Raw genomic sequence first — 26,973 nt, forward strand, 5'->3', positions numbered from 1 at the left:
ATTTCCTTATTTGGATTTGTTTCAGAACCCCATAAGCTAGCCATTAAAAATTTCAGAACCGTGTCAGCGATGTTTCAGATTTACTTCAGTAAGTAACGAAATGTAATTCGCCTCTCATTAGGTTTACCCAAAAAAAAGGATCAGTATCTCTACCAATCCTTTGAGTTTCACAAACCAGTTCAGGCTAAGAGGCAATTAATGTTTGTACCTAAAGGTATTGCTATCATCAACAATCTCGATTTTGACAGGCACGGTTCCTTGCTTAACATTGCCGATTCTTGCAAATGCCTTGTGCGAAAGGTCGATAACCCGGCCTTTGACATAAGGGCCTCGATCATTAATTTTCACATCAACAGACTTATTATTGACTGTATTGGTCACTCTCACAATAGTCCCGAAAGGTAAGGTTTTATGAGCCGCAGTATTCGCATTCATATTGTATGTCTCACCACTTGCTGTGAGCCTTCCATGGAATTTATCGCCATACCAAGAAGCTTTACCAGCAAGAGCATGTGACTCGGCATATTCCTTTGTTTTAGAACTGCCGACAGCCGATGTTGAGGTGCATCCGGCTAATATCATAAGAATAAAAGCGGTAAAGATAATATGTAATTTTTTCATGTGATTTAGGTGCGCTAATTTCTGCATGTTCTCTGTTTTCGTTGTTTTTGGTTCAGCTGTATACGTCTGAGTATAGTCGCTAATCAGTCAAGGCTTCCATTCGGTATGACTTACCAATATTTTCATGTACGACGATTTATTCCGTCATATTCGTGAAAGGTTTTATCGTCAAACCGTCAATTTTAACAACGTCTTAAATTGGATGATTTCTCGAATTTGTTTATGATATCGATGATACAGTTCGTCCATGTCCTCATCAGAATCAGCACATTTGATCTTTTAGGTGATTAAAACCAAGCATCATTGAATTGACGAGATCATCGTTGAATGTTTCTACGAAGTTACCTTGGATGGTATCGCCAGCGTCTACGAGGATAATGTTTGATTGCTCTGTGCGGATATTCCCCACTTTAGTGGCTATTTGGCTTAATCTGCCACGAGTGTTGAGTTTATTTGACGCGTAACCCCATGCCATAAATGACCATGGATATCTGAAGAAGTATCGTGAATATCACCATCGCGGTAAAGGCAGGAAAGGTAAGAGAAAGTAGAATTGCATTTACCTTATAGGTGTTGTCAATTTGAAGTTTAACTAAAACCTTATGCACGATTTATGTGACTTGACGATTAACGTTACCGTTAAAAGGAGGCGCTAAATTGCACCTCTTCTTAAAAATCAGAGTCATATAGTGAAACGAAAGCTTACTTTATTTGGAACAAAGAGCTTAACGTTCGTCCTTACTTATAATCTGCTTAACGATATCACCCATATTATCGCTCAAGACATCTGGCACCGAATAATGTGGATTATATGGCGCGCCGGATCGATCAATATAAGCGGCTTTTAAACCAGCACTGAGCGCACCATGCGTATCCCAATCATGAGTTGCAACTAATCGAGCCTGAGCAGGTTTTATTTGTAGTTGTTGCAACGCATATTGGTAAGCTGATTTCGCGGGCTTAAAAGTATTAGCTTGCTCGACAGAAATTGTATTATCGAAATAGTCGAGTAAACCCGAAAAGGACAACTGAGATTTAAGAAGCTCCGATGAAGAGTTGGACAACGCAACCAACTGATAGCCAGCTTGTCTTAATTCAATCATCGCGGGCTTAATGTCATCATGAGCAGGCAAGCAAGCAAATGTGCTCAAAATATCTTGGTAGCCCTCATCAGAGATTGTTTTACCTAAACGACCCACGATCGACTGTAAGGCTGATAATGCAAGGCTTTTGAAATCACTGGAGGTGTCAGTAACTAAGCAAACGGTGGATGAATGCAATAACATCGAGAACCAGGTACTCATATGACTCTCATCTCCAAGATATTGACGAAACTTAGGTTTAAGTATGCGCAAATCAAGCACCGTTTCATTTATATCGAACAGAATGGTTTGTGTAGGCATAGTGTGTTCCTCATCGTTATTTTCAGTGGTTAATGCAAGCCGTTCTTTAGATAACTAAACGCTCGAATAAACAAACAATAGCAGGCGATGTTTTGACCTGAGTATTGAGTTGAGAGATCTCACAGTACAATTTGATAGCCAAGTTAGCAAAAAACCAACCAATTTAGCGATGGCGAGAGCCGCCTCGGTCGTATCATTGGTTTACAAAAGAGAATCAAAACAGCTAAAGAAAAGCCAAAAGAAGCTATACAATACTCGGGTTGCGAGCTCGCAGCATAGAATACTCATTCACAGAAAACCTGAAAGCAGCCACCTATGTCTAAAGACTTCGATTTCACTACAGAATACACCCTCGATAAACCCTTTTTTGCGGAGTGTTATGATCAAACTAGCCTTCCTGCTAAATTTCCGAAAGCCTATTTGAAAAGCATACTTTTTCTTATTTTCGGTGTGGTTTTATTAGAATTTGAGCTATTGCCCAACGGTTATGTTGGTTGGTTCTTTATTGTTTTAAGTGTTATTGAAGCGTTCAGTGTTTATTGCAAGCGAACCTGGTGGTTATGGCGACAAACCATCAGCTCGGGTTCTGGCAGCAGGGTAGTATTTCAGGTTGATTCTAAAGGTGTGAGTTATAAAAACGTTAAAAACACCCGTAGCATTACCTGGAGTCAAATCGACCAACTTCAACAAACGGATTTAGGGTTTATTCTTCACATAGGTAAACAGCGCCAATATGTGAGCAAGTCTTGCTTAAATGATGAAGTGATCACCTTCATGCTAGAGCAACACGAAGCATCCAAAGTGAACTAACGTATATACACATAAAAATTTAAACATACTCAAAATACAAAAAGGATTGGTATTGCTACCAATCCTTTTCGTTACCTATTTATTAGATAACAGCTTTTACTTTCCAAAAGCTCTCAATTGCCTTTTGGACAGCAGGACCAATCTGACGTTTACGTGAGGTAACGCCCTTTGGAATTAACCTGTCATTTTTCTAAGGTTTCCCCAGTAAAATTAAACAGAGCCATGTATAGCAGTATTCGGCTCTGTTTAAGATTATAAAAGCCATTCCCATCAAAACAGTTACGCTTTACTGGCTTGTACCGAATTCGTAAGCGGTTTTGTTTTAGTGTCTGGCACTAAAGACATCAGCCCTGTAATTACAAGTGCGGCAATACCCGACATGGTCACTGGCGAGCCAAATATGCTTTGCACTAACTTAGGAGCTTCTTTCAATAAGTCCGGCACAAGCATGACCCCTAGCCCCAAACCTAGTGAGATAGCAATCGTCATGATTCTTCGGCGATCCAGCTTCTCATTAGCAATAATTTTGATGCCAGCAGCGGCAACCGTACCAAACATCACCAATGTAGCTCCGCCTAATACTGGCTTTGGAATTGTCATTAATACCGAACCTAAGATAGGAAAAAGCCCTAATAGGAAAAGGATAGCCGCGATAAAGTAGCCGATGTATCGGCTCGCTATTCCCGTAAAATGAATCACACCATTGTTCTGGCTGAAAGTCGTATTCGGAAAAGTATTGAAAACAGCGGCGATAAGCGAATTCACGCCATCAGCTAGCACACCTGCCTTTAGTCGATTGATATATTTAGGCCCTTTAACAGGCTGTCCTGAGAACATGCTATTGGCGGTAAGGTCACCTGTCGTTTCAATAACGGTGATTAAGTAGATAAAAGCAATCGGGAGAAATGCTTGCCAATCGAAAGCGAAACCATATTTAAATGGGACAGGGATACTCAATAAAGGTTGAGAAGCAAAGGTTACCATTGAAGCCTTACCCATCAAAATAGCCACGCACCAACCAACAACTAACCCGACTAAAATTGATGACAACCTTACCATAGTGCTGTTACTAAGGTTAAGTGCAACTATGGTTCCGAGAACGATAGCACCTAGCATCAGGTTACTTGCAGACCCAAAATCTTCTGCACCAACACCACCAGCAATATCAGTAACACCGACCTTGATCAGAGAGATACCAATCGTCGTGATAACGATTCCGGTGACAACAGGAGTGATAACCACCTTCAGTTTTTCGATAAAACGCGATAGTAGGATCTCGACAAACGCACCAAAGAAACAAACTCCGAAGATAGTTGCAAGCATTTCATCTGGACCACCTCCATTCGCTTTCACTAGAAAGCCTGCCCCTAGAACTGACCCTAAGAATGCAAAGCTAGTCCCTTGGACACAAATCATTCCAGCACCAACAGGGCCAATTTTTTTCGCTTGTATGAATGTACCTACACCAGACACCATCAGTGCCATGCTGATCAAATAAGGAATGTGTTCACCTAACCCTAAAACGCCGCCAATAATGAGTGTGGGTGTGATAATTCCAACAAAGCTTGCTAAAACATGTTGCAACGCCGCGTAACTGGCTGCTTTGACGGATGGTCGGTCATCCAATCCGTAAATCAATTCACTGTTATGTTCCATGTGATTTCCTTAATGTATTTTTTATTGTATACAATTTACATAAAGACAATAGAGCAACATATATGCCAATGGTTTAACATTATATTTATCAATCGGTTAAGTTTCATCTCTAGCCATTGCTGCACTATAGAGCAACACTGTCGGCTTGTTTTAGTGCAAACGGAGACCACGAAGCACTCCTTTGATATGGTTTATCCATCACCTCTAACTCAATATCGCAGACACAAAAAAAGGATTGGTATCTCTACCAATCCTCTTTAGGGGGTGTTTCGTTTTTCTGCCTTATAACAGGCAGGTAACGCGATTACTCGTAATCAGTCGCGTACGTGTCTTCGTATGTGTGCGAGTAGAATTCGAATAGGTTGCCAAACGGGTCTTCTAGGTAAACCATTTGCGCTTGTTTTAGTTCGTCTTCTGGGTGGTAACGCATGATGTCCATACGAACCTTACCGCCAAACTCTTCAACGCGCTTAATCGCTGAATGAAACTGCTCTTTTGGAAGCTGTAGACAGAAGTGGAAGATGCCTAGGCGAGAGAAGTCTACTTCGTGACGCTCTTGACGATCTTTCATTTCGAACAGCTCAACACCGATACCATCAGATGTTACTAGGTGTGCAATGTTGAAGCCTTTGAAGCCTTCGCCAAATACTGCGATACACATACGTCCGATTGCTGATTCACGCTCTTCCATAACCTTAGTGTTGTTCATTACGATTCTTAGACCCAGAGCCTTAGTGTAAAACTCGACTGCTTTATCCATGTCGCCCACCATGATGCCTACGTGATTCATTTTCATAACTTGCTCCAAATTCGTTTTTAATTCTGTGCTTTCCGAAGAGTAGCTTCGGTGTTTCGTTTCGATGGAGAGAGTATATGGAGATAATAAGATTACCTGAAATTATCATAATTTATATTAATGATAATTTTTTGTTATTTATAGATAACCATGAGATCTCAGAACACTTAAAGAAGCAGTATCTACATAGATGTTCACGCTATACATAGATGCTCACACTATAAATAGATGCTCACGCTAATAGAGATAAGCCTTATGTAGAGAACAACCTAAAAAGCGTAGCTACCCAAATAGAGCGGTGCCCGCTTTGATGGCTTTTGTTGATAAGCTTTGTCGATAACTTCTGTTGATAACTTTTATCGATAGCCTTCTTCTATCAAGGATAGGATTTGCCTATTGAATCTATAGAAATGTCCGATTTCACTAATTTTCGGTGCGAATGCAATATATCTACATCGACGCGAGATAGCGTTAAACACTACAAATTAGAAAGAGAGTCAAATCATGATCAACACAGAAATCAAACCATTCAACGCTACAGCATTCAAAAACGGCGAATTCGTAGAAATCACAGAGCAAGACGTTAAAGGTAAGTGGGCTGTATTCTTCTTCTACCCAGCAGATTTCACGTTTGTATGTCCAACTGAGCTAGTTGACCTACAAGACAAATACGCAGAGCTTCAATCTCGTGGCGTAGAAGTTTTCTCAGTATCAACTGACACACACTTCTCTCACAAAGCATGGCACGATACTTCTGACAAAATCGGCACTATCGAATACTTCATGGTAGGCGACCAAACGGGCAACATCACAAATAACTTCAACGTAATGCGTGAAGGTCAAGGCCTTGCAGACCGTGCAACTTTCCTAATCGACCCTGAAGGCGTTATCCAAGCAATGGAAATCACCGCTGAAGGTATCGGTCGTGACGCTGAAGACCTACTACGCAAGGTTAAAGCAGCACAATACGTAGCCGCTCACCCAGGTGAAGTTTGCCCAGCTAAATGGAAAGAAGGTGAAGAGACTCTAGCGCCATCTCTAGACCTAGTAGGTAAAATTTAATCTAAGCCTAGCTAACAAGAATAGCTAAAAAGAACAAATAAAACGGTTCTACAGGCGCGCTTCGGCCTCCCTCCTAAAGGGCAGTTGCGCGCCACCCTTTCAAACCATCAACACCACAATATTTGCCGACTTGCGCCCCTTTTTTATTTTCCTTTTTCAGCAAGAAGGTATTGGTCAATACCAAGACACAGAATTAAGAGCAGGCACGATTATGTTAGATCAAGCAATGAAGCAGCAGCTAAAAGCATACCTAGAAAACCTAAAAACCAATGTTCAGTTAGTGCTGAGCCTTGATAACAGCGATACCGCAAACAAACTTCAAGACCTAGCGAATGATATCGCCTCTCTCACTGACAAAATTGAAGTAATTCGAAATGATAGCGCAAGCACTCGCAGCCCTATCATGCAGGTGGTGAACCAAGAGAAAGGTACAGCGATTGGCTTCGCAGGTTTACCGATGGGTCACGAGTTCACCTCACTGGTACTGGCACTGCTTCATAGTGGTGGTCACCCTATCAAGCTTGAAGCTGACGTAATCGAGCAAGTAAAAGAATTAGATCAAGAGCTTAATGTCGAGATTTTCATCTCGCTATCATGCCAAAACTGTCCAGAAGTAGTTCAAGCGTTCAACATGATGTCGGCGATTAATCCTCTGATTAAGACAACCATGATCGACGGCGCAGCATTTCAAGACGAAGTGAAGTCTCGCGACATCATGGCAGTACCGAGCGTATTCATTAACGGTGAGCTATTTGGTCAAGGCCGTATGTCACTGGCTGAAATATTGAACAAAGTCGATTCAGGCGCAGCAGAAAAGAAAGCGGCAAACCTAAACCAACAAGCACCGTTTGATGTATTGGTTGTAGGCGGCGGCCCTGCGGGTTCTTCAGCGGCAATTTATGCGGCACGTAAAGGCATTCGCACTGGTGTTGTTGCTGACCGATTCGGTGGTCAAGTGATGGATACCATGGCGATTGAGAACTTTATCTCAGTAAAAGCAACCACCGGTCCTAAGTTAGTCGCAAGCTTAGAAGAGCACGTAAAAGAGTACGGTGTTGAGGTAATGACTGAGCAGCGTGCAGCGAACATCATCGCAGCAGAAGACACAGAAGACGGTTACATCCATATTGAGTTAGAAAGCGGTGCAACACTGCGAGCTCGTACGGTGATCACCAGTACTGGTGCGCGCTGGCGTGAAATGAACGTTCCGGGTGAGCAAGAGTACCGCAATAAAGGTGTCGCTTACTGCCCACACTGTGACGGTCCTTTGTTCAAAGGTAAGAAAACAGCGGTTATTGGTGGCGGTAACTCAGGTATCGAAGCGGCGATTGACTTGGCTGGTCTCGTTGAACACGTAACCGTACTTGAATTTGCAGACACACTACGTGCTGACCAAGTGCTTATAGACAAAGCGAACACGACACCGAACATCGAAATCATCAAAATGGCTCAAACAACACGAGTGGTTGGTGATGGTAATCGAGTAACGGGTCTGGAATACAAAGACCGCAACACCGATGAACTTAAACAGATCGAACTAGCAGGTATCTTTGTTCAAATCGGCCTGATGCCAAACAGTGAATGGTTGAAGGGTTCAAAAGTTGAGCTTTCACCACGCGGTGAAATTGAAATTAACGCTCATGGTGCAACATCAATGAAAGGTGTATTCGCAGCGGGTGATGTAACAACAGTGCCTTACAAACAAATCATCATTGCGATGGGTGAAGGTGCAAAAGCAAGTTTAGGTGCATTTGACCACCTAATCCGTAACTCAGCTCCGGTTAAAGAAGCTGAAACCGCTTAATCTTTTAAGCAAACATTCCTTAAAACGTTCTTGTTAACTTGCTAGTTATTAGTAACTTACTAATTATTGTTAACCACTTAGTCGATTTTTAGACACCACTCCTATGGATTTAGGAGTGGTTTTTTTATTTGTAGAGAGGCTTTATGCTGGTTGATAAAGCATAAAAGCAACCACCATCGCTAAGCTTCCGCCCAAGCAACGGTTCACAAACATCATCTGTTTTGGTGATTGCAGTAACTTTTTAAGCATGGTGCCGCAATACGCCCACACCAACATGCACGGTACGCCCGTGATCACCATACCAGCAATAATCGTCACCACTTGAATCAGGTAGTCTGCGTTCGGAGTGATGAACTGTGAAAACACGGTTAATGACGCTATCCAACCTTTAGGGTTTAACACCTGCACCAATACGCCAGACATAAAGCCCGAGCGATTGTCGACAGTACTTTCTTCGATTTGCATGTTCGCAATCGACCACGCCATGAATAGCAAATAAGCCGCGCCTGCGTATTTCAAAATGTTGTACAGTTCTGGATAAAGGGTGAATAGGCTCACTAAACCGACACTGGAACCCGCCAGTACGATGATGATGCCAACAGCGTTTCCAGATATAAAAGGTAAAGTCGCAGCAAATCCATAACGACTTGAAATCCCAAGTAATGCGATATTGCCTGCCCCAGGTGTAATTGCAATGGATGTTGAAAATAGCAAGAACGCCAGCATTAATTGAGAGCTCATTTCCTCTCACTCCTAATAAGTAAAGTATTTATACGGAGAGAGTTTACAGATTCAACTAGAAATTAAATTGCTATATAGGCTAATATCAATGCAAATTTGAGCAAGACTTTTCAAAAAAAGCCATGAAACAGAAAGAATCCACCAAAGAAGTATTAGATGATACTGATATCGCCATCTTAGAACATATCCAACAAGACGGACGCATGAGCAACAGTAAGCTCGCTGAGAAGGTTAACCTCAGCGAAACCCCATGCTGGCGCCGTTGGAAACGCATGGAAGAGACAGGCTATATCGATGGTTATGCCGCCAAACTCAATCGCAAGAAGTTAGGTTTGCATGTAGCAGGCTTTACCTTAGTTACACTGGGCAACCATGAAGTTGAGAATACCGAGCCGTTCGAAGAGTTTGTTGCTGTAACCGATTGGATTCCTATGTGCCATTGTATTGCCGGCGGTGCCGATTATATGGTGCAAGTATTGGCTAAAGATTTAGAAGAGTACTTTGAGCGTATTAGCTCGATCAGGCGAGTCAAAGGTGTGAGTGCGATTCAATCGAATATCTCGGTTAAAGAGTTGAAAAACAGCTATAAGCTCCCTCTTGGAGAATAATCTTGCTCTCAGTTAATAAGCAGTCGTCTTGCAACAAAAAATGATACTTAAAAGCCCAGCCACCTTAAAATCTTAAAATCTAACGATGCTGGGCTTTGATATTGAGCCTAATTGATCTGTTTGATAGCTACTCACATGGCGCTGCAAGGTGAATTAGGGCAAGGCCACCGAGTGAGGTTTCTCGGTATTTCTTGTTCATGTCTTTGCCCGTTTGATACATGGTCGCAATAACCTTATCTAACGAGATCAAAGATTTACTATTACGCTTCAAAGCCATGCGTGATGCGTTGATAGCTTTCATCGCGCCCATCGCATTTCGCTCGATACACGGCACTTGAACTAAGCCGCCAATCGGGTCACAGGTCATACCCAACGAATGTTCCATCGCGATTTCCGCCGCGATACAGATCTGCTCGTTACTGCCACCGCGTAGTGCCGTTAATCCCGCAGCCGCCATAGAAGACGACACGCCTACTTCACCTTGGCACCCTACTTCCGCGCCGGAAATGGAAGCGTTGGTTTTGTATAGAATACCAATCGCGCCCGATACGGCTAAAAAGTCTTTTAATTGCTTAGTATCGAGCTCTTTAATAAAGCGATGGTAATACATCAACACGGCAGGAATAACACCCGCCGCCCCATTGGTTGGTGATGTTACCACTTGGCCACCAGCCGCATTTTCTTCACTCACCGCAAAGGCGAACAAGTTAATCCAATCCATGATTTCCATTGGATCGTTTTCAACCGCCGCATTCGCTTCAAGCTTCTTCAACAAGTTTGGAGCACGACGAGTGACGTTCAAGCCACCATCAAGAATGCCCTCAGTTTCAAAGCCTCGTTCCATGCAACGACTCATCACTCGCCAGATTTGATCCGCTTTCTCTAAAATAATGTCAGATCCTTCGAACTGCGCTTCATTTCTTAGAATCATGCCACCCAAGCTCATCCCACTATTATCGGCTTGTTGCAGCATTTCATCGGCATTTTTAAATGGAAAAGGGACTTCTACTGCTTGGATTTGAGTGCCATTTTGCAGTTCGTCAGCAGTTGCGATAAAACCACCGCCAATCGAATAATAAGTTTCATCAACGATTACGTTTCCAGTCTGATCGAATGCAGTAATCATCATGCCATTTTCATGTAAAGGCAGGTTGTCTTCGTGGAATAACATGTCGGTTTGGTAGTTGAAGACAATACGCTTCGTGCCCGCAAGATCCATCTCACCATTATCCACTGCATGACGCATAGCTTGGTTGGCACTGGTAATTTTGATGGTGTCTGGCTTATTACCGAGCAACCCCAAGATGGTTGCTCTATCTGTGTGGTGACCTATGCCAGTCAATGACAAAGAACCGTATAAATCCACCTGAACACGCGTCACTTCTGCGATTTTATCAGCGATTAACTGTGTGAAATGGAAACCCGCAATCATTGGGCCGTTGGTGTGAGAGCTCGATGGCCCCACACCAATTTTGTAGATATCAAAGATCGATAACATAGATATACCAGTAAAAAATCGGTCAATTAAGAAAGAGCGGCATAAAGCCAATCAGGGATAACAGTACAAGCAGCAATCGTCACAACAGCGAACACCAACAAGCCGTAATGACTCGCGGTAGGCTTTGCAAACAAATGCTTTTGCTTGGCTATAAATTCATTCTGTTGCTCGGTTACCTCTCCCCAGAAGCGACTGACGACAACGCCTAACACTAAGAAAACCACGGTGCCAATCAAGGCAAACCAAGGCCAAGCTATTCCACTGTATTTAGCGATGAATACGACGGCCACACTGCCAATACTGCCCGCAATCACCCCTTTCTCGTTCGCTTGTTTGAAGAACAAACCAAGAATGAAAGAACCAAGGCGAATACCAACAAAAATGGAGGTCAGGCTAGCAATGGTTTTAAGTACGGATTCATTTGAAACCGCAAGCAGTGCAGGAACAACAACCGACGCCGCTGCAACAAGGCTCATTTTTCTAGCAACCGATTCATAGTGCGCGTCAGAGGCTTTCTTACGGAAAAAGCGCTTGTAGAAATCGAACGTTGCCACAGTCGCCATTGAGTTATAAGTGGAATCCAATGTCGACATTGCCGCTGCAGATAAAGCCGAGATCACCAAACCAACAATGATCGGGTTAGTATGATTAAACACAAAATCGAGAATTACTTCATTGCTGTTTTCAAAACTGCTGTCCTGATAAAAGACACTTAACAGCACCCCCATCACAGCAAAAAACAGATAAACAAAGAATGCGCCGTAACCACAAAGCAACATCGACTTTTGCGCTGTTTTAACACACTTAGTTGCTAATGTTCGCTGAATAATCAATTGATTAGTTCCATACACACTCAAGTGCAGGAAGCTCACAGCCACTACGCCTGCCCACAATGTGGTATCAACGCCTAAGTCAAAATCAAGGTTGATGATATTCAGATGTTCAGGAGACAACACCTCGCCCGCATCAATTTTCATCAACAATAAAACAAAGATCGCAATGCTGCCGATAATCAACACTGCTGACTGCAGCATATCCGTCCATATTACTGTCGAGATACCGCCCGCATAGGTGTACAACGCGGTAAATAAGCTGATGTAGATGATCGCCTCAGAGATACTGACCGGCAGCACTTGCACTAAGATCAGAGCAACCGCATACAAAATAACTCCTGCCGAAATACACTGAACCACAATAAACACGATGGAATTGATCGTGCGAGCAACAACGCCAAAGCGGTGCTCCAAGTATTCATAGATCGAAGTTAAGCCGAGCTTGTAAAACACCGGAACAAAGAAAATCACAGTGAAAAAGATCACAACTGGGTAGTTCAGGTGAACACTCATCGCTTCCATGCCCGAGCTGTAAACCCAACCCGGCATGCCCACGAACGTCATTGCACTGATGTAGGTCGCAAGAATCGACACACCTGCCGTAAACCAACCAAACTGTTTACCACCAGTCGAAAAGTCGCCACCAACGCTATAGCGTCTATTAACTAAGTAGCTGATAAATAGGGTAGTTAGCACATAAAGAGCAATAACCAAAAAACTTGAGTACGTAACCATTTCTAGATTCCGTTTATTATATTGTGCAATCAATTCGCCGCTAATATTACTCAAAAATGGATAACTTCCCTCAAAAACCCATAGTAAGTGTGAGTATTGTCACTAATATAGATGATTAAACGCTCAAAACGCTTTCAAAAGCGCAAAAATACGATCTAATGAGATCAAGATCACTAAAACACACAAAATGGGTACGCACTCATTTTAAAGTTGACTTTGATCACGGATCTAATAACCACAAAAATTCTATCATCTCTCCCGAAATGAAGACTGTGTGATGAAGATTGATAATCACCACACAAAAATCAAAACTACAAACACCCTATAAAAAATAAAGGTTTATCGGTCATGACTACTAAAAAACACATGAGCGAAGTTCCTATGATTCAAAGGGTAGCTGCTTATCTTGCAATTCTAGTTGGCTACTTTTTCTATTGTTATAACTTTGTAATTATTGACTACGTACGCCCATATATCGTTGATGCGTATGATGGTATTAACTTGGCGGATACCGCTCAGTTCTATACATGGCAGTCGGTTGGTGCACTTATTGGTGCTCTAAGCTGTGCATGGGTGGCATCAAACTTTGGTAAGAAATCAACTCTTATTGTCATCACGGCACTGAACGGCGGCGCAACCATCATCAATATGATGTTTACTGACTACGCAATGTGGGCAGCGATGCGTTTCATTATCGGTATATCTTTGGGTGGTTACTTCACAGTAGCGGTAAGCCTGATGATCGGTCTCTTCACACCAAGCGTTCGCGGTAAGTTAACCGCATTCGCTTCTTCTATGTTCTCGGTTGCCCTAATGGCAATGGGTGCATACGCAGCGTTCATTTCTAGCATCGATGCACCTTGGCAGAGCCTAATGTGGGTAGGTGGTATTCCTCCTCTAGTCGCTGCTGCACTGATGATCTTTATCCTGCCTAGCGACAAAAAAGTGGTCGCCTACGGGGAAGAAGATCAAGCCGCGGCTGAAGCATCTAACGCACCAGCAAAGAAAGGTTCTTGGGGTGAAATGCTAAGCGCGCCTTACCGCAAACTCACCATCACTTGTCTATTACTGGCTGGCCTTAACTTCTACGGCTACCAATTCTTCTCAGGCTTCGTGACAACGTACCTGAAAGAAGTTCGCCAATTTGACGGTTCAACTATCGGTATCATCTTCTCTATCTCAGCATTCGGTTCTCTATTCGGTGCTTGGGTATGGGGTGCAATCGCCGACAAATACGGCCGTAAAGTGAACGCGTTTGGTTTCATCCTTGCAGGTGTCATGGCTTCAGTATTCTTCGTGGCACCAAGCGACGTGATGATCGGCAGCCTAAACATGCTGGCTATCCTAGGCCTTATCTACAACTTCGGCCTCTCTGCTTCTGCGGTATGGGGTGGTTACTTCTCTGAGTTGTTCCCTGCTCACCTACGTAGCTTCGGTGCAGCACTATTCCACGGCGGTCGTATCATCGGTATGTGGGCACCAATGGTGTTGGTATTCATCCAAGAGCGCAGCGACCTTGCGACAGCAATGTGGGGTTCACCAATCGTATGGATTCTGGCTGGTCTACTGTGGCTATCTCTACCAGAAACATTGAAAGGCGGCATTTTCGACAAGAGTAAAAAAGCGGAAACAGCAAAAGCTTAATCCCCTTTAGTTAAAACCTCTAAAAGTTGAAACCTCTAAAGGCACGAAATAAACATCAATCCGGCTGAGAAGTCAGCCGGTAACAAAATCCAAATCGAGTCCTGTTCCGAATGTTGGCTCGACAACACAAAAGAGAATTTACTATGTCTAAATATCAAGAAGCTAAACGCATTGTTCGTGACTACTTTGACGCAATGGAAAACGCTACCCACGAAAACGTTGCTGAAGTTTTAAAAGCACACACTTCTGAAGATTACTTGTGGCGTGGTGTTTACCCATTCCGTGAGCAAGAAGGCGCACAAGCAGCGGCTGACGTATTCTGGGCACCAATGATGAAATCAATGACACGCATGCAGCGTCGTCAAGATATCTTCATCGGTGGTAACAACGAAGTTAACCCAGATGAAATTTGGGTAATGAGCATGGGTCACTTCATGGGTCTGTTCGACGCTGAATACCTAGGCATGCGCCCTACTGGCAAGATCATGAACGTTCGCTACGCAGAGTTTAACTGTGTTGTTGATGGCAAAATCACTAAGACAGGCCTGTTCCTAGACCTACTAGGCATGATGGATCAAGCGGGTTGCTACCCACTTCCACCATCAACTGGTAAGCACTTCGTATACCCTGGTCCACGTAACCACGATGGTCTGTTGTTTGAAGATGCAGCTCCAGAAGAAGGCGTTGCGACACTTGCTCTAGTGAACAAGATGGTTGATGACCTTTCTGCACTTAACGACAGCGGCGCAATGGGTTGCCCACCAGAAGTACTCGCGAAGAGCTGGTCAAAAGACATGATTTGGTACGGTCCTTGTGGTATCGGCGCGTCTTACACGATTCCTCGTTACCAACAACAGCACCAACTTCCTTTCCGTAACAACTTGAAAGACAAGAAATTTAACGGCCATGTTTGTCGTTTCGCTGAAGGTAACTTCTCTTGTTTCTTCGGTTGGCCAAACCTATCAAACACACCAACGGGTGGCTTCCTAGGTATGACTGGCGGCGAAGTACGCGCAAACATGCAAGTGGTTGACGTGTACTACCGTGACGGTGACAAGCTATCTGAGAACTGGGTTCTTATCGACCTTCCTTACTGGCTACAACAGCAAGGTCTAGACGTGTTCGAACGCACTTCAACCATCATGAACCCAACACTGTAATCGAAACGCTTTAATCCAAAAGATTGAAACGAAATAGTGGCAACCTAAATAGACATCTGATTTAGGTTTCCACGCTTGCTGGGAGATCCTTCTCGCTCCTAGTAGGTGCTCCAACCAATTCATTATTGCTCCACTAATAACTGAATCTACTAGTGCCTCATGGATGGGGTACACCCTGCCAAACCATTACCAATATAACGGGCTTGAAAGCACGGTGGCTTTCTACGGCCTGAATAAAGAGAATTACAATGAAAAAGTCGATTCTTTCTGCAGTGATCCTGACAGCACTTACCTCGGGTTCTGCTTTTGCTGCACACACTTTCACCAATGACGCGGGCGATAGCCTTACTTTAGACGGTCGTTTCGACGTTCGTTACCAAGATAAAGGCGGCGACCACAACGGTGAGTGGAACAGCGGTAGCTCTCGTTTCGGCCTAAAAGGCCAAATGGGATTTGATAACGGCTGGACTGGCTTTGGCCATGCTGAATGGGGTTACAACTCGGGTGCTAACGGCGACAATATTTACGACCGACTTCTATACGCAGGCGTAGAGCACGACAAATATGGCAAGATTGCTGCCGGTACTAAGCAGTGGTCTACCTTCTACGATGTGGCTTGGTTTACCGATATGGGTCGTGTATTTGGTTCGCGTGGTTCAGGCTACTACAATTTATCTGACTGGGGTATTGCGTCTGGTACAGGCCGAGCTGAGAATTCGATTACTTACCGCAACAGCATTAACGACAGCTGGAAATACGGCTTCACTTACCAAACTACCCGTGAAGATGTTGGCCTTGCTGACGGTTTAACAGCAACACTGAAAAACGGTATGGGCGCATCAACGCTGTACACGGTTATGGATGGCCTAACAATTGGTTTAGCTTACCACCAGAATGAGTTTGATGATGTTGATGCTGGCGTGAAAAACATCAAAGATGGCGACACGCAGCGCATCGGTTTGTTGGGTGTAAATTACACCAATGATGGCCTATTTGTCGGTTTCACCTACAGCCAAGGCTCAAATTGGGAAACCACCAGCAAAGCAGAATTTTACGACCACCGTGGTGCTGAATTCTTCACTTACTACCACTTTGAAAATGGTTTGCGTCCAACCTTTAACGTTAACTACTTAATGGACACAGACGACAACGCTAATGGCTACGATCGTCAGTTGATTATCCCTGGCCTTGAATACCACTTTAAGAAGAACAAGTTCTTAGTATGGACTGAATACCAATTTGATAATGGCAACGACAAATCTGTTGGTAACCATTATGAAAATAGCGATGACCAATTCGCTGCGGGTATCCGTTACTACTTCTAACGCCCAGTTAGTCGAGTCATAAATTCGCTAAACAAAGCTCTGCTATTAATGCAGAGCTTTTTGGGTCGTACCCAGAATAATATCCAACATTCTCTATTACCCCTTATTTTCATCCTATCATGGCATATTGTATTTTTGAGTACGTACCTAATTATGTTACTCTATGCACAATCAATTTGGTTCAAAAGTATGGTCTATGAACTCTCCAAAACACTCTTCGCTGTCCAAAACAACCGTAACATCTAAAGATGTCGCTAGACTTGCTGGCGTTTCTCAATCAACTGTATCTCGCGTATTTGTACCGGGAAGTTCAGTGTCTGAAAAGACCAAGCAGAAAGTGTTCGATGCCGCGAAATCGTTGAATTATCGTCCCAATGCTTTTGCCCGTAGCCTTACGACAAATGAATCAAAATTGATTGGCTTAGTTTTCCCTGATGCCGACTACCCTATTCACATGAAAACGCTGCAGCTTATCTCCACTGAACTACAAAAACAGGGATATTCTGCGGTATTGATCCCTTGGCAAGTTGATGGCAACGATAACCACTCAATTCCCAATATCTTCCAATACCGAGTTGATGGCGTGATTGCTGCTTCTGCGACCTTTAACAAGTCGCTTTATGAAGAGTGTGAAGAATTCGACATTCCTATCGTTCAGTTCGCACGTGTTGTTGAAGGGACTAAGAGTAGCCATGTGGTGAGCGACAACTACGCCGCTGGCCAAGTTGCCGCTCAGCATTTGCATAGCGTAGGGACAAAGTCAGCGGTTTACCTGACAGGTAATGTTCCAACCTACACTAACGGCGAACGTGAAGCAGGGTTCTGCTCAGAATTTGAAGAACTTACCGGTGAACAAGCTCGAGTTATTGAAGCCGACTATGACTACCTTGATGCACTAGAAACCATTAGGACTCTGTTTTCTGAACCCACACATCCTCAAGCTATTTTCTGCGCGACAGATAACCTAGCGATGGCCGTCATGGATGTGGCGCGCTTAGAGTTCAATCTGCGTATTCCTGAAGATCTTCAAGTGATTGGTTTTGATGATATTCCACAAACTCAGTGGTTGAACTATCAACTCACTACCTTTAAGCAAGATTTCAGACGCCTTGCACGTGAGTCTGTGAAAATTGTGGTTAGTCAGATTCAAGAGCAAGACACGAGCTTGGTCAAGTTGATGGTGCCAGTGAAGTTCATTGAAAGAAACACCACGTTGAAAGCGAAATAGTGTTGTTCTTCAGCCTTTTTTGAATGATTAAAATACGCCTTTAAACGACCAAAATACAAAAATCCCGTTCGGCGCCTTATATCAAGAGTATATAAGATGTCTAACGGGATTTTTTCTACTAGTTTTTATTTTGTCTCTAGATGTTTTTTATTAGTTGCCAACTAATTACCCACACCACCTACTTTCTCTGCTGGTGTTTCAGGCGTTATTGGAGGCCATTCTTGGAATGTCGCTAAGTGTTGTTGAATAGCAGCTTGTGCAGGACCAAATGCCCACATTTTTTCGCCCATCCATTTCAAGTACATACCTGACTCTTCTGCCGCTCTTTCATAAGGGTCACGACGTAGATTGAAGAGTAACGGCGCATTCAATTCATCTTTCGGACCACCCCATCCGCGATTTTGTACAATGAAGTGAGCCTTCCAATCGCCTACGCGAACAGCTTGTAGTTTATCTCGTTCATAATAGTAAATTTCGTTACGATTAGATTCGCCTTTTTCCGTCAGCATATCGACTTGATTGTAACCATCTAGGTGTGCTTTAAAGCCATCGTGGCCCTTGAGCATTTTCTCTTTTAAATCTGTTGGACCACCTGCGGCTGCAACCAATGTTGGTAACCAATCCATACCATCGAAGATGCCATTACCGACACTACCCGCAGGGATTTTACCCGGCCAGCTAACCAGTGCAGGAGCTCTAACTCCCCCTTCCCATGTTGTCCCTTTCTCACCGTGGAATGGTGTCATACCACCATCTGGCCACGTCATAATTTCAGGGCCGTTGTCGGACGTGAAAATAATAATCGTGTTATCGGCGATGCCAAGTTCATCTATTTTCGCCAACATTTCACCGACATGATCATCCAGATCTTTCATCACGACTTCTTGAAGCCCCCAACCATTTTGGCCAAGCATTGCCTCATATTCAGGAGAAAGGTGCGTCCACACATGCCCTCTAGATGGACAGTACCAAGTAAAGAACGGTTTATCCGCTTCTACGGCTCGTTCAATGAAGTTAATCGCATGTTTGTTTACTTCATCATCTAGTGTTCTCATACGCTCGATATTCAGCGCACCATCGTCTTCAATGCTTTGGCCACCTTTACCATCAGATTTAGAGTAAATCACGTTTCGAGGAGCAAAGGCATCTAACGATCCATCTTTCGGCCAATCTGGATCTTCGGTGTATTCCATGGCATTCAAGTGATATAACCAACCCCAATATTCATCAAAACCATGCATCGTTGGCAAATACTCATCTCGGTCACCCAAATGATTTTTGCCAAATTGCCCAGTCACGTAGCCCATGGTTTTTAATACCTCGGGAAGTGTTGGTGTATCTGCGCTTAAACCCACAGGGCCACCCGGCAGTCCAACCGTATGCATTCCGGTTCTAACTGGTAATTGCCCGGTTAAGAAAGCTGAACGACCAGCGGTACAAGATGGCTGCGCATAGTAGTCTGTCAGAAGCATTCCCTTCTCAGCAATACTATCAATGTTTGGTGTTTGGCTACTCATCACGCCATTGTGATAAGCACTCAAGTTTGAGATCCCAATATCATCAGTAAAAATAACAAATATATTAGGTTGTTCTTGTGCAGACCATGCCGATAGCGAAAAGCTACTCAGCACACTTAAGGTGAGAAGGTGAAAAATCCCTTTCATAGAATATCCTTATATTGTTTCAGATTGCTCTTTTTGAATCATTTTTATTCCGACTAAACCAAAGCCAAGCTCCAAGATTAGATAGACAAAAAGCAGCCAGTGAGGCATGCCATCTAAGACTAAGCTGACGACTCGGCCTGCAGCCAAACCCAACATGAAGACCACCAAGCTATAAAGCGCTGGCAGTCGATACTTTTTAGTCAATGCGCCACTCACCCAAAACAGAGCAAGTGCCAAATATAAACCCGTTACCGCACGAAAGATGTGGGTAACGTTAACAGGACGAGCATCTATCCCGAAAAGGTAGTCCAGAGAAATAACTGGTGCATAACCATAAGACAAAGCTATGGGCGTTAAACCCAGAACGGCGACCAACAAAAACACACTCTGTTGCTTCATTTATTTCCTCTTTGTAATTTGGCTCTTTTCTAAAAACATAGTCTACAATCAGCAATGTACAAGTTGCATACACGGAAAATGGATAATTAATACATACATTTATGGTATGTACTCTTCAATCTTGGGATAGGGATATCAACATGGCTAAATGGCATTACCTCATCGCATCAGTGTTGGCTGCAAGTTCAACCATAAATGCACAAGAAACAAGCTCGCACTCGGACACAAAAAAATGGCAGCACAGTATAGAAATTTATGCGCTCGCTTTGAATATCCGTGGTGATAGTACAATCGGCAAGATATCTACAGGTGTTGATGTTGACCCAGCGTTTATCATGGATCATCTGGATATGGGTGCGATGCTGCGATTAGAGGGGATTTACGACAATCAATGGGGCTACTATTTAGACTACAGCTACATGAAACTGAGTGGCAAATCTGACTCCATAATAGGTAATACAGGAATTCTTAATGGTAAACTCGATATAAGACAGGGTGTTTTGGAAGCAAAAGGGTTTAAACGCTTTCAATACGATATCGGCATGATTGATTATATGGTCGGTATACGTTGGTGGGACAATGATATTGACTCAAGGCTTTATAAAAACGATGGTACAACAATCAACTCTCGGTCTTTAAAAGAAGATTGGATCGATTACCTTGTCGGCGTTCGCTGGACTAAAGAACTCAACAAAGATTGGACAGTTCACACCAGTTTAGATATCGGCCTTGGTGCTGACACCGATTTTACTAGCTCCATACTAACCGGCGCTCGCTATCAAATTAACGATTGGTCGGATTTAAATCTGGCGTATAAATCCACTTGGGTTGATTACGAAAACAAGGGAACCTTTGAATACGATACCGCATCGCAAGGGTTTTTGATTGGTTGGGCTGCTCACTTTTAAGCCACTGGTTGTTTTACCATTAAGCACAAGCGGAATGACTAGTCAGCCAGAGTATTTAATCTCTATTAAATTGTTCTCTAATTCAATCTAAATGAAGCTCTAGCAAAGGAAATGAAATTCATAAAGGTTCTCATGGTAATTTTGGCTTAACTTACGGTATCGGCGCAGAGTACAAGTCATCAAAACCATTGTTTGGCAACTCCAAGCTGTTGACTCGTTTAGGGTTTGATTGGTATGAGCTCGGAGGTTCAAATGATTGGTATACCAAGGAAACAACTTTAGGTATTCAAACTGGCTTTACCTTTTAAGCCAACATATTCATTACCCTGAATAAAAACCATTTAGGGTAATGAATTAAAAGCCATCATTTTAAAAATAAGATAAAACTCGTGTTGTTATGCGAAGTTTATTTTATTTTTCAACACACTCTTTTTTCATGATCGTTAGACCAGCATCCAGCGTTTCTGCCCAAGCTCGTTCTACGTTCTCATCATAATGAGGATCGTACTTTTTAACCGTATTGAGCAGCGAATTAAACCATTCGTTTAATTCAATTTCTGAAATGTCCAACCCCAAATCTTTGTGCCTTTTACCCAGTTTCTTGACCGAGTTCCGCACACTTGGCAGACCAGAGGAATTATAAATAAGAATGATCGAGGCCTTAAGCATCTTAGTTTGCTGCTCTAACCCTATCTTTTCAAAACGTTCTGAAAACCTTGGGTTATGCTCGCAGAAGTCTGCCAGAAAGCTTTCCAAGAATTCTTGATCAATCCGGCAACGCTCAAAGCTTTCATAAAACAGTTCATTCGGTTTCATCTAGCAATTCCTTTGCAATAATCAGCCAGTCTTTAGAATCATGAGGGAGGTTAAGAGCAGCGATAAATTGGCTCAAAACTATCAACATCAGCTAATTATACGCCACTATGGCATAAAATGAACTATGGCATAAAGTGAGTTGCACAAATCTTGTTTCCATCAGGGTCTCGTAAATAGGCCATATAGAGTCGACGTTCATCTGTTCCTCTGGCACCTGGACCATTTTCAATACTGGTACCACCATTTTCAACACCAAGACGATGCCATTCATCGACTATTTCTGTTGAGCTTGCCAAGAACCCGACGGTCATCCCATTACCATAAGTCGCGGGCTGACCGTCAATCGGCTTAGTTAAACCTAGTACGCCCGTTTTACTAACGTATATACAACGCCCCTTGGGATCGATTGTCCCTTCGCTGTAACCAAGCTCTTGCATAATTGGATCATAGAATGACTTCGCGCGTTCAATATTTTCGGTTCCGAGAAAAACATGACTAAACATAACTCACCTCTTTTGATTGAAAGAACCTCCCAAGCTAGACCTATAATTTGCGTTTGTCCAGGCACGCTATTCAGTCATAGTTGTTGCTTAACTCATTGAATGAAAGCATAGAGTTTGGCTAGCTATTTAACGCAATAAAGACTAATCAACAATGCGTTGTGCACCTTGCCCTTGATCATGCAAAATATCTTCAGGGTTCAACAAGTGGCACTTCTGCATACTCAAGCAGCCACAGCCAATACAACCTGTCAGGTTCTCTTGTAACGAACGGATCTGCGACATTTTGCTGTCTAACTGACCTTGCCACTTCTTCGCAACTCGCTCCCAATCTCGCTTAGTTGCGGTCTGATTCATAGGTAAGGTAGATAACTCTTCCGTAATCTCTTCCAGCGTAAAACCTATCGACTGCGCTACTTGTATCAAAGCAATTCGTCGCAACATAGCTGATTGGTAACGACGTTGGTTGCCATTGGTGCGAATCGAAGCAATCAACCCTTTGGTTTCATAAAAGCGGAGTGCCGAAGGAGCAACACCACTGCGCTCTGATAACTGTCCTATCGTCAAATATACGATGTTCCTCATTATTACCTTGTCCTTGGTGCTCACAAATAGATAAAGTTCACTTTAACTTAATAGTAACCACAGCTTGCCTCCATCACCAGTAAAGAGAGCAGAACTTTGAATACCAACACCAACGAGCTAAGCGATTACTATTTTTATGATAACGATATGATTTTTAATAAACCGACTCGCGGCGAAGTAATTAGGAACTAGGTAATTGGCAATAAAGTAGTGAGGTGCAAATTAACTGAAGCTAATAAAAAATGGCTACCTGAAAGATAACCATAATGCCGTTCAGAATTTAAAAAACTAATCAAACAACTCAATAACCAGTTTGTTATCTTTAATCACTAGATTAGGCTCCGATGACTTAATCAATGACTCTTGCACCTTGTTGCTATCCAATTTATAAACCGGTGACTGAGACAAAGCAAAGCCAATCATGGATACCGCAGGCTTAAGCAACCTCTCAACCTCAGGGGAGAGTTGTTGTCCTTTTTCCTGAAAACGCTCTAGTCGTAACGATTTCAAATACACTTCACCACTTTCTTTGTCATATTCAGGGATAGCACTGAACTCAATATCCAAATCCAATCCCATATTTGGCATATTAAATATCTCAACTTTTGCATTAGTATTAGCTATAACCGAGACTCGTTGATTGTCTGTTCGTCCAATTTTCACTTCTAAATCATCAACAGCCACTTGCGCATACATAACACTTTGAACACCAACTTCTTGTTCTAACATCACTGAATCTTGTAGGTATTTCGTCATGTCTTGTTCAGTAATACTGTAGCTCACACAACCACCTAGCATCAGGGCAGAAAAAGCGATAATGAAGCGGTTGATTAACTTTATTGTCATTGCGGTTAAACTCTTAATATGTCATTGCAAGGCACGGATTTTATCTTGGAATAATACCGTAAAATAGTTGTCACAATGACAGTGTCGGTTAACTCCGCAAAATGATCCACTGAAGAAATAACACCGTACAAATTAATAGGAATAGAATAGTAAGGAAAATGATGACGGCATTAACGATATTTTATGATGGGACATGTCCATTGTGTGCAAAAGAGATGGCGGCACTTGCCAAGCATGACACTGAAAATAAGATTCAAACCATCGATATCTACAGTGAAGCCTTTTCAGACTACCCTCAGATTGATGCGGACGCAGCCAACACCATTTTGCATGCACTGGATGAGAATGGAAAACTTTTGCTAGGTTTAGACGTGACCTACCAAGCGTGGCGCTTAGTAGGAAAAGGTTGGCTATACGCCCCATTGCGCTGGGCCATATTCAAGCCAATGGCCGACTGGTGTTATCTACGATTTGCCAAGAACAGATACAAAGTTTCTTTCTGGCTAACAGGAAAGTCACGCTGCAATGGAAACAGCTGCACTAAATAGTGCTTGGTTAAGACATACCACTCGCGACTTTGTAATACACCACACCAAACAGCGCAGCAAAAACTAAAACGGTAACCGCGACTTTTAACCAAATAAATTTCATGTTTTGTCCTTTAAATTCTGTTTACTATTTCGCGAGATAAGTTACCACAACAAAACATTCGGTTGGGTAATGATTTATAGAACTTTGTAGAGAACCTTGATTCCCAGAGAGAACTTTTATGTCGGCAAAAGAAAGAAATCTACCTACCCATCGTATTTCAAGATTCAGTAAATTCGCGTCTCTCGCAACTCGAGTAGCGGGAAGTGTCATAACTGAAGGCACGAAACAGCTCGCGCAGGGAAACAGACCCAAAGCAAAAGACTTGGTATTAACACCTCAAAATATCGCTCGCCTTACAGATCAGTTGGCACATTTGCGAGGCGCTGCAATGAAGCTAGGTCAGATGCTGTCGATGGATGCCGGTGATATCCTAGAACCGGAGTTAGCCAATATACTCGCTCGCTTGCGCTCAGACGCCGACCCATTACCCGCTAAGCAGCTTAACCAAGTATTAGAAAATTCACTTGGAATAAATTGGAAGGTGGAATTTATTACCTTCAACTTTAAGCCTTTAGCTAGTGCGTCTATCGGCCAGGTCCACCAAGCTTACAGTGATGCAGGAGACAAACTTGCTATCAAAGTCCAATATCCAGGCATTCGAAAAAGTATCGACAGCGATGTAGACAACGTAGGCACACTGCTCAACATTGTTGGGTTGATACCAAAGTCGGTCGACTACAAAAGCTTACTAGAAGAGGCAAAGAAACAGCTCCATGATGAAGCGGACTATGCTCGCGAGGCTGACTACGCGATTCGTTACCATGATGCATTAAAAGAGCACTCTCACTTCGTCGTACCTAAAATTCACCCGCAAGTCTCTTCAGACTCCGTCCTCGCCATGGACTTCATTGAAGGTGTCTCGATAGAGCAAATAGAAGGTTACGACCAAAGCACCCGTGACTTCGTGATGCACAGCCTAATCGAGTTAATGTTCAAAGAGCTGTTTGACTTCAAGATGGTGCAAACCGACCCCAATTTCGCTAATTACTTGTATGTAGAACAAACACGTCAAATTGGCTTGTTGGATTTTGGTGCCACCCGTGAATACAGTGATCGCTTCAGTGATGGTTATCGTTCAGCCTTTACCTCTGTGATTAATCACAATGAACAAGGACTCAACAAGGCGTTAGAGCAAATTGGATTTTTTAGCGAGACCATCCTCCCTGACCAGCGCCAAGCGATTCTCAACCTAGTGACAATGGCATGTGAACCCATGCTTGTCGATGAAGATTACGACTTCAAAGCTAGTGGTTTAGCACAAAGGCTTCGTGAGGCAGGAACCATACTCAGCATGGAGCAAGAGTATTGGCACACACCACCAGCCGATGCCCTATTCCTCCACCGAAAGATTGGAGGCATGTATCTGCTGGCATCTCGCCTTGGGGCCAAGGTGAACATCAGGCGCTTGGTAGAACCCTATTTGCTAAGCGACAGCTGATACTAAAGCCATTCTGGTCTTTAAAGTGATCATTTCAAGTCGTTGAACAGTAGTAACAGTTACGCCAACTAAAATGAGTCAGACTAATGAAGCATTCGCTGCTGTGCTCCACCGCCCTAATCGCGAGCCTAACAAGTTCATTCGCTTTTTCAGCAAGCTGTCCTGAGATACTCAACGGCAAACAAAGGCTGTTAAATTCAAACGAAGAGATTGAGCTGTGTGAAGAGTTTCAAGGTAAAACTTTATTGATCGTGAATACAGCAAGTCAATGCGGTTTCACGCCACAGTTCGAGCAACTTGAGCAACTGCATCAAACATATAAAGATCAAGGATTCACGGTTGTTGGTTTCCCAAGCAATGATTTTCGTCAAGACAGAGGAAGCGAGGAGAAGTCTGCCAAAATCTGTTATCTGGATTACGGCGTCACGTTTCCAATGATGGCGCGTGCTTCACTCTCTGGGCCGAACGCAAATCCAGTCTTTGCCGAAATCCAACAACAAGCTGGTATCAAACCGAAATGGAATTTCTACAAGTTCTTGGTCAGCAAAGAAGGCAAAGTGATAGCAACCTTCCCGAGTTCTACGTCGCCAACCAGTAGTACCCTCAAAAATGCTGTCGAGCAGCAGCTATGAAGTCAGATTACATGGAAACAACTCAAACACGTAACACCATGGCTAAGCTCGGCTATATGGGTTTAGTCCCCTTTTTATTCGGCCTATTGTTATCGCTCACCGACAGTCAGTTTTTTAACTTGAGCGGAGAAACACTCTTCATCACTTACAGCGTGGTTATCTTAAGTTTCTTGTCTGGTATTTTATGGGGAAATGGCATAGAGAATTTCAAAATCCAATCAAGTAACAATGCTCTAATTCTAAGCAATGTTATTGTGTTAGCAGCGTGGCTAGCGGTACTACTCGGTGAGCAAAAGGAATTCATAACCACACTTATTCTCTTGGTCGGTTACATTGCGGTTTGGCGAGCAGAGAGGTCGATGAAGGAACAGAATAAAAGCGAAGGGCCTGATGGGTATTTTGAAATGAGAACTCGACTAACTTCTAGCGTTGTGTTGATGCATGGTATCGTGCTGTTAACTTGAGTGAGTTTTTACCTGTTTAGGCATATTGAGCGCAAAGCAGGCTGGGATGAATAGCAGTACTTCCATATTTCCATTGAGGGCTTCCTAGCTACAATATACCAAGGTTATTGAATCGTTTAACGCAAGATTACCTTTTATAACAGCAT

26 protein-coding genes and 2 pseudogenes are annotated in these 26,973 nt (G+C 43.1%); 14 read left to right on the forward strand and 14 right to left on the reverse strand.

The window, feature by feature from the left end; all coding sequences use genetic code 11:
• Positions 1-195 precede the first annotated feature (195 nt).
• The 3 genes and pseudogenes from SJY39_RS25040 to SJY39_RS25050 form a co-directional block, all read right to left on the reverse strand.
• Positions 196-648, reverse strand: coding sequence for a septal ring lytic transglycosylase RlpA family protein (locus SJY39_RS25040; RefSeq protein ID WP_010439737.1), 453 nt, complete (start codon positions 646-648; stop codon positions 196-198).
• A gap of 250 nt (positions 649-898) precedes the next feature.
• A pseudogene (locus tag SJY39_RS25045) lies at positions 899-1,175 on the reverse strand (bifunctional metallophosphatase/5'-nucleotidase); the annotation flags it as partial.
• 171 nt (positions 1,176-1,346) lie between these two features.
• Positions 1,347-2,024 (reverse strand): haloacid dehalogenase type II, encoded by a 678-nt coding sequence (locus SJY39_RS25050; protein ID WP_010439735.1) that lies wholly within the window; start codon positions 2,022-2,024, stop codon positions 1,347-1,349.
• Positions 2,025-2,339: 315 nt separating this feature from the next.
• Here SJY39_RS25050 and SJY39_RS25055 point away from each other — a divergent pair, with 315 nt between their 5' ends.
• A complete protein-coding gene (locus tag SJY39_RS25055) occupies positions 2,340-2,834 on the forward strand; it encodes a YcxB family protein (protein WP_016768526.1) in 495 nt (164 codons plus the stop codon).
• A gap of 279 nt (positions 2,835-3,113) precedes the next feature.
• On the opposite strand, the gene SJY39_RS25060 is transcribed toward SJY39_RS25055, so the two are convergent.
• Together SJY39_RS25060 and SJY39_RS25065 are read right to left on the reverse strand one after the other, a co-directional pair.
• Positions 3,114-4,490, reverse strand: coding sequence for a uracil-xanthine permease family protein (locus tag SJY39_RS25060; RefSeq protein WP_016768525.1), 1,377 nt, complete (start codon positions 4,488-4,490; stop codon positions 3,114-3,116).
• 304 nt (positions 4,491-4,794) lie between these two features.
• A complete protein-coding gene (locus tag SJY39_RS25065; RefSeq protein WP_010439712.1) occupies positions 4,795-5,286 on the reverse strand; it encodes a VOC family protein in 492 nt (163 codons plus the stop codon).
• A 504-nt stretch (positions 5,287-5,790) separates the two neighbouring features.
• On the opposite strand from SJY39_RS25065, the gene ahpC reads away from it, so the two are divergent.
• A complete protein-coding gene (gene ahpC, locus SJY39_RS25070; RefSeq protein WP_004736364.1) occupies positions 5,791-6,348 on the forward strand; it encodes an alkyl hydroperoxide reductase subunit C in 558 nt (185 codons plus the stop codon).
• 211 nt (positions 6,349-6,559) lie between these two features.
• On the forward strand, positions 6,560-8,152 hold the full coding sequence (gene ahpF, locus SJY39_RS25075) for an alkyl hydroperoxide reductase subunit F (RefSeq protein WP_016785695.1): 1,593 nt from the start codon (positions 6,560-6,562) through the stop codon (positions 8,150-8,152).
• A gap of 141 nt (positions 8,153-8,293) precedes the next feature.
• On the opposite strand, the gene SJY39_RS25080 is transcribed toward ahpF, so the two are convergent.
• A complete protein-coding gene (locus SJY39_RS25080) occupies positions 8,294-8,893 on the reverse strand; it encodes a LysE family translocator (protein WP_016791102.1) in 600 nt (199 codons plus the stop codon).
• Between the two features lie 122 nt (positions 8,894-9,015).
• On the opposite strand from SJY39_RS25080, the gene SJY39_RS25085 reads away from it, so the two are divergent.
• A complete protein-coding gene (locus SJY39_RS25085; RefSeq protein WP_016768523.1) occupies positions 9,016-9,501 on the forward strand; it encodes an Lrp/AsnC family transcriptional regulator in 486 nt (161 codons plus the stop codon).
• 127 nt (positions 9,502-9,628) lie between these two features.
• Here SJY39_RS25085 and SJY39_RS25090 read toward each other — a convergent pair whose 3' ends face one another.
• Both SJY39_RS25090 and SJY39_RS25095 read right to left on the reverse strand, forming a co-directional pair.
• Positions 9,629-10,999: an L-serine ammonia-lyase gene (locus SJY39_RS25090; RefSeq protein WP_016791830.1), complete on the reverse strand. Its 1,371-nt coding sequence runs from the start codon at positions 10,997-10,999 to the stop codon at positions 9,629-9,631.
• 26 nt (positions 11,000-11,025) lie between these two features.
• A complete protein-coding gene (locus SJY39_RS25095; protein ID WP_016788978.1) occupies positions 11,026-12,567 on the reverse strand; it encodes a sodium/solute symporter in 1,542 nt (513 codons plus the stop codon).
• 348 nt (positions 12,568-12,915) lie between these two features.
• On the opposite strand from SJY39_RS25095, the gene SJY39_RS25100 reads away from it, so the two are divergent.
• The 4 genes from SJY39_RS25100 (at position 12,916) to SJY39_RS25115 (ending at position 17,924) form a co-directional block, all read left to right on the forward strand.
• The gene (locus SJY39_RS25100) at positions 12,916-14,211 is read left to right on the forward strand and encodes an MFS transporter (protein WP_016788979.1); all 1,296 of its coding nucleotides are present in this window, start codon (positions 12,916-12,918) and stop codon (positions 14,209-14,211) included.
• 143 nt (positions 14,212-14,354) lie between these two features.
• On the forward strand, positions 14,355-15,371 hold the full coding sequence (locus tag SJY39_RS25105) for a nuclear transport factor 2 family protein (RefSeq protein ID WP_016788980.1): 1,017 nt from the start codon (positions 14,355-14,357) through the stop codon (positions 15,369-15,371).
• A gap of 248 nt (positions 15,372-15,619) precedes the next feature.
• Positions 15,620-16,696, forward strand: a complete 1,077-nt coding sequence (locus tag SJY39_RS25110) for a porin (protein WP_016791832.1) — start codon at positions 15,620-15,622, stop codon at positions 16,694-16,696.
• A 196-nt stretch (positions 16,697-16,892) separates the two neighbouring features.
• A complete protein-coding gene (locus tag SJY39_RS25115; RefSeq protein WP_010439694.1) occupies positions 16,893-17,924 on the forward strand; it encodes a LacI family DNA-binding transcriptional regulator in 1,032 nt (343 codons plus the stop codon).
• A 161-nt stretch (positions 17,925-18,085) separates the two neighbouring features.
• On the opposite strand, the gene SJY39_RS25120 is transcribed toward SJY39_RS25115, so the two are convergent.
• Both SJY39_RS25120 and SJY39_RS25125 read right to left on the reverse strand, forming a co-directional pair.
• Positions 18,086-19,588 carry an arylsulfatase gene (locus SJY39_RS25120; protein ID WP_010439691.1) on the reverse strand — a complete coding sequence of 501 codons (1,503 nt, stop codon included), beginning with the start codon at positions 19,586-19,588 and terminating at the stop codon, positions 18,086-18,088.
• Positions 19,589-19,597: 9 nt separating this feature from the next.
• Positions 19,598-19,987 (reverse strand): DUF4345 domain-containing protein, encoded by a 390-nt coding sequence (locus SJY39_RS25125; RefSeq protein WP_010439689.1) that lies wholly within the window; start codon positions 19,985-19,987, stop codon positions 19,598-19,600.
• Between the two features lie 140 nt (positions 19,988-20,127).
• Between SJY39_RS25125 and SJY39_RS25130 the strand changes: the two genes are divergently transcribed.
• Both SJY39_RS25130 and SJY39_RS25135 read left to right on the forward strand, forming a co-directional pair.
• Positions 20,128-20,895 carry a hypothetical protein gene (locus SJY39_RS25130; RefSeq protein ID WP_372263967.1) on the forward strand — a complete coding sequence of 256 codons (768 nt, stop codon included), beginning with the start codon at positions 20,128-20,130 and terminating at the stop codon, positions 20,893-20,895.
• 98 nt (positions 20,896-20,993) lie between these two features.
• A pseudogene (locus SJY39_RS25135) lies at positions 20,994-21,203 on the forward strand (hypothetical protein); the annotation flags it as partial.
• Between the two features lie 103 nt (positions 21,204-21,306).
• Here the strand turns inward: SJY39_RS25135 and SJY39_RS25140 are convergent.
• The 4 genes from SJY39_RS25140 to SJY39_RS25155 form a co-directional block, all read right to left on the reverse strand.
• Entirely contained in the window at positions 21,307-21,711 is a 405-nt protein-coding gene (locus SJY39_RS25140) for a globin (RefSeq protein ID WP_010439685.1), read from the reverse strand.
• A 122-nt stretch (positions 21,712-21,833) separates the two neighbouring features.
• Complete coding sequence (locus SJY39_RS25145) at positions 21,834-22,214, reverse strand: VOC family protein (RefSeq protein ID WP_010439683.1); 381 nt, start codon at positions 22,212-22,214, stop codon at positions 21,834-21,836.
• 141 nt (positions 22,215-22,355) lie between these two features.
• Entirely contained in the window at positions 22,356-22,796 is a 441-nt protein-coding gene (gene soxR, locus SJY39_RS25150; RefSeq protein ID WP_016784679.1) for a redox-sensitive transcriptional activator SoxR, read from the reverse strand.
• Between the two features lie 288 nt (positions 22,797-23,084).
• The gene (locus tag SJY39_RS25155; protein WP_016784680.1) at positions 23,085-23,642 is read right to left on the reverse strand and encodes a DUF1439 domain-containing protein; all 558 of its coding nucleotides are present in this window, start codon (positions 23,640-23,642) and stop codon (positions 23,085-23,087) included.
• Positions 23,643-23,803: 161 nt separating this feature from the next.
• Here SJY39_RS25155 and SJY39_RS25160 point away from each other — a divergent pair, with 161 nt between their 5' ends.
• From SJY39_RS25160 to SJY39_RS25175, 4 genes are all read left to right on the forward strand, one after another.
• Positions 23,804-24,190, forward strand: a complete 387-nt coding sequence (locus tag SJY39_RS25160) for a thiol-disulfide oxidoreductase DCC family protein (protein ID WP_010439678.1) — start codon at positions 23,804-23,806, stop codon at positions 24,188-24,190.
• A gap of 221 nt (positions 24,191-24,411) precedes the next feature.
• Positions 24,412-25,731 carry an AarF/ABC1/UbiB kinase family protein gene (locus tag SJY39_RS25165; RefSeq protein ID WP_016784681.1) on the forward strand — a complete coding sequence of 440 codons (1,320 nt, stop codon included), beginning with the start codon at positions 24,412-24,414 and terminating at the stop codon, positions 25,729-25,731.
• Between the two features lie 86 nt (positions 25,732-25,817).
• On the forward strand, positions 25,818-26,363 hold the full coding sequence (locus tag SJY39_RS25170; RefSeq protein WP_016791836.1) for a glutathione peroxidase: 546 nt from the start codon (positions 25,818-25,820) through the stop codon (positions 26,361-26,363).
• A complete protein-coding gene (locus tag SJY39_RS25175) occupies positions 26,360-26,827 on the forward strand; it encodes a DUF3429 domain-containing protein (protein ID WP_029203076.1) in 468 nt (155 codons plus the stop codon). The genes SJY39_RS25170 and SJY39_RS25175 overlap by 4 nt, the downstream gene beginning before the upstream one ends.
• The last annotated feature ends 146 nt before the right edge of the window (positions 26,828-26,973 follow it).

The sequence above is a fragment of the Vibrio sp. R78045 genome (assembly GCF_042466085.1).
GTDB classification, from domain to species: domain Bacteria; phylum Pseudomonadota; class Gammaproteobacteria; order Enterobacterales; family Vibrionaceae; genus Vibrio; species Vibrio cyclitrophicus.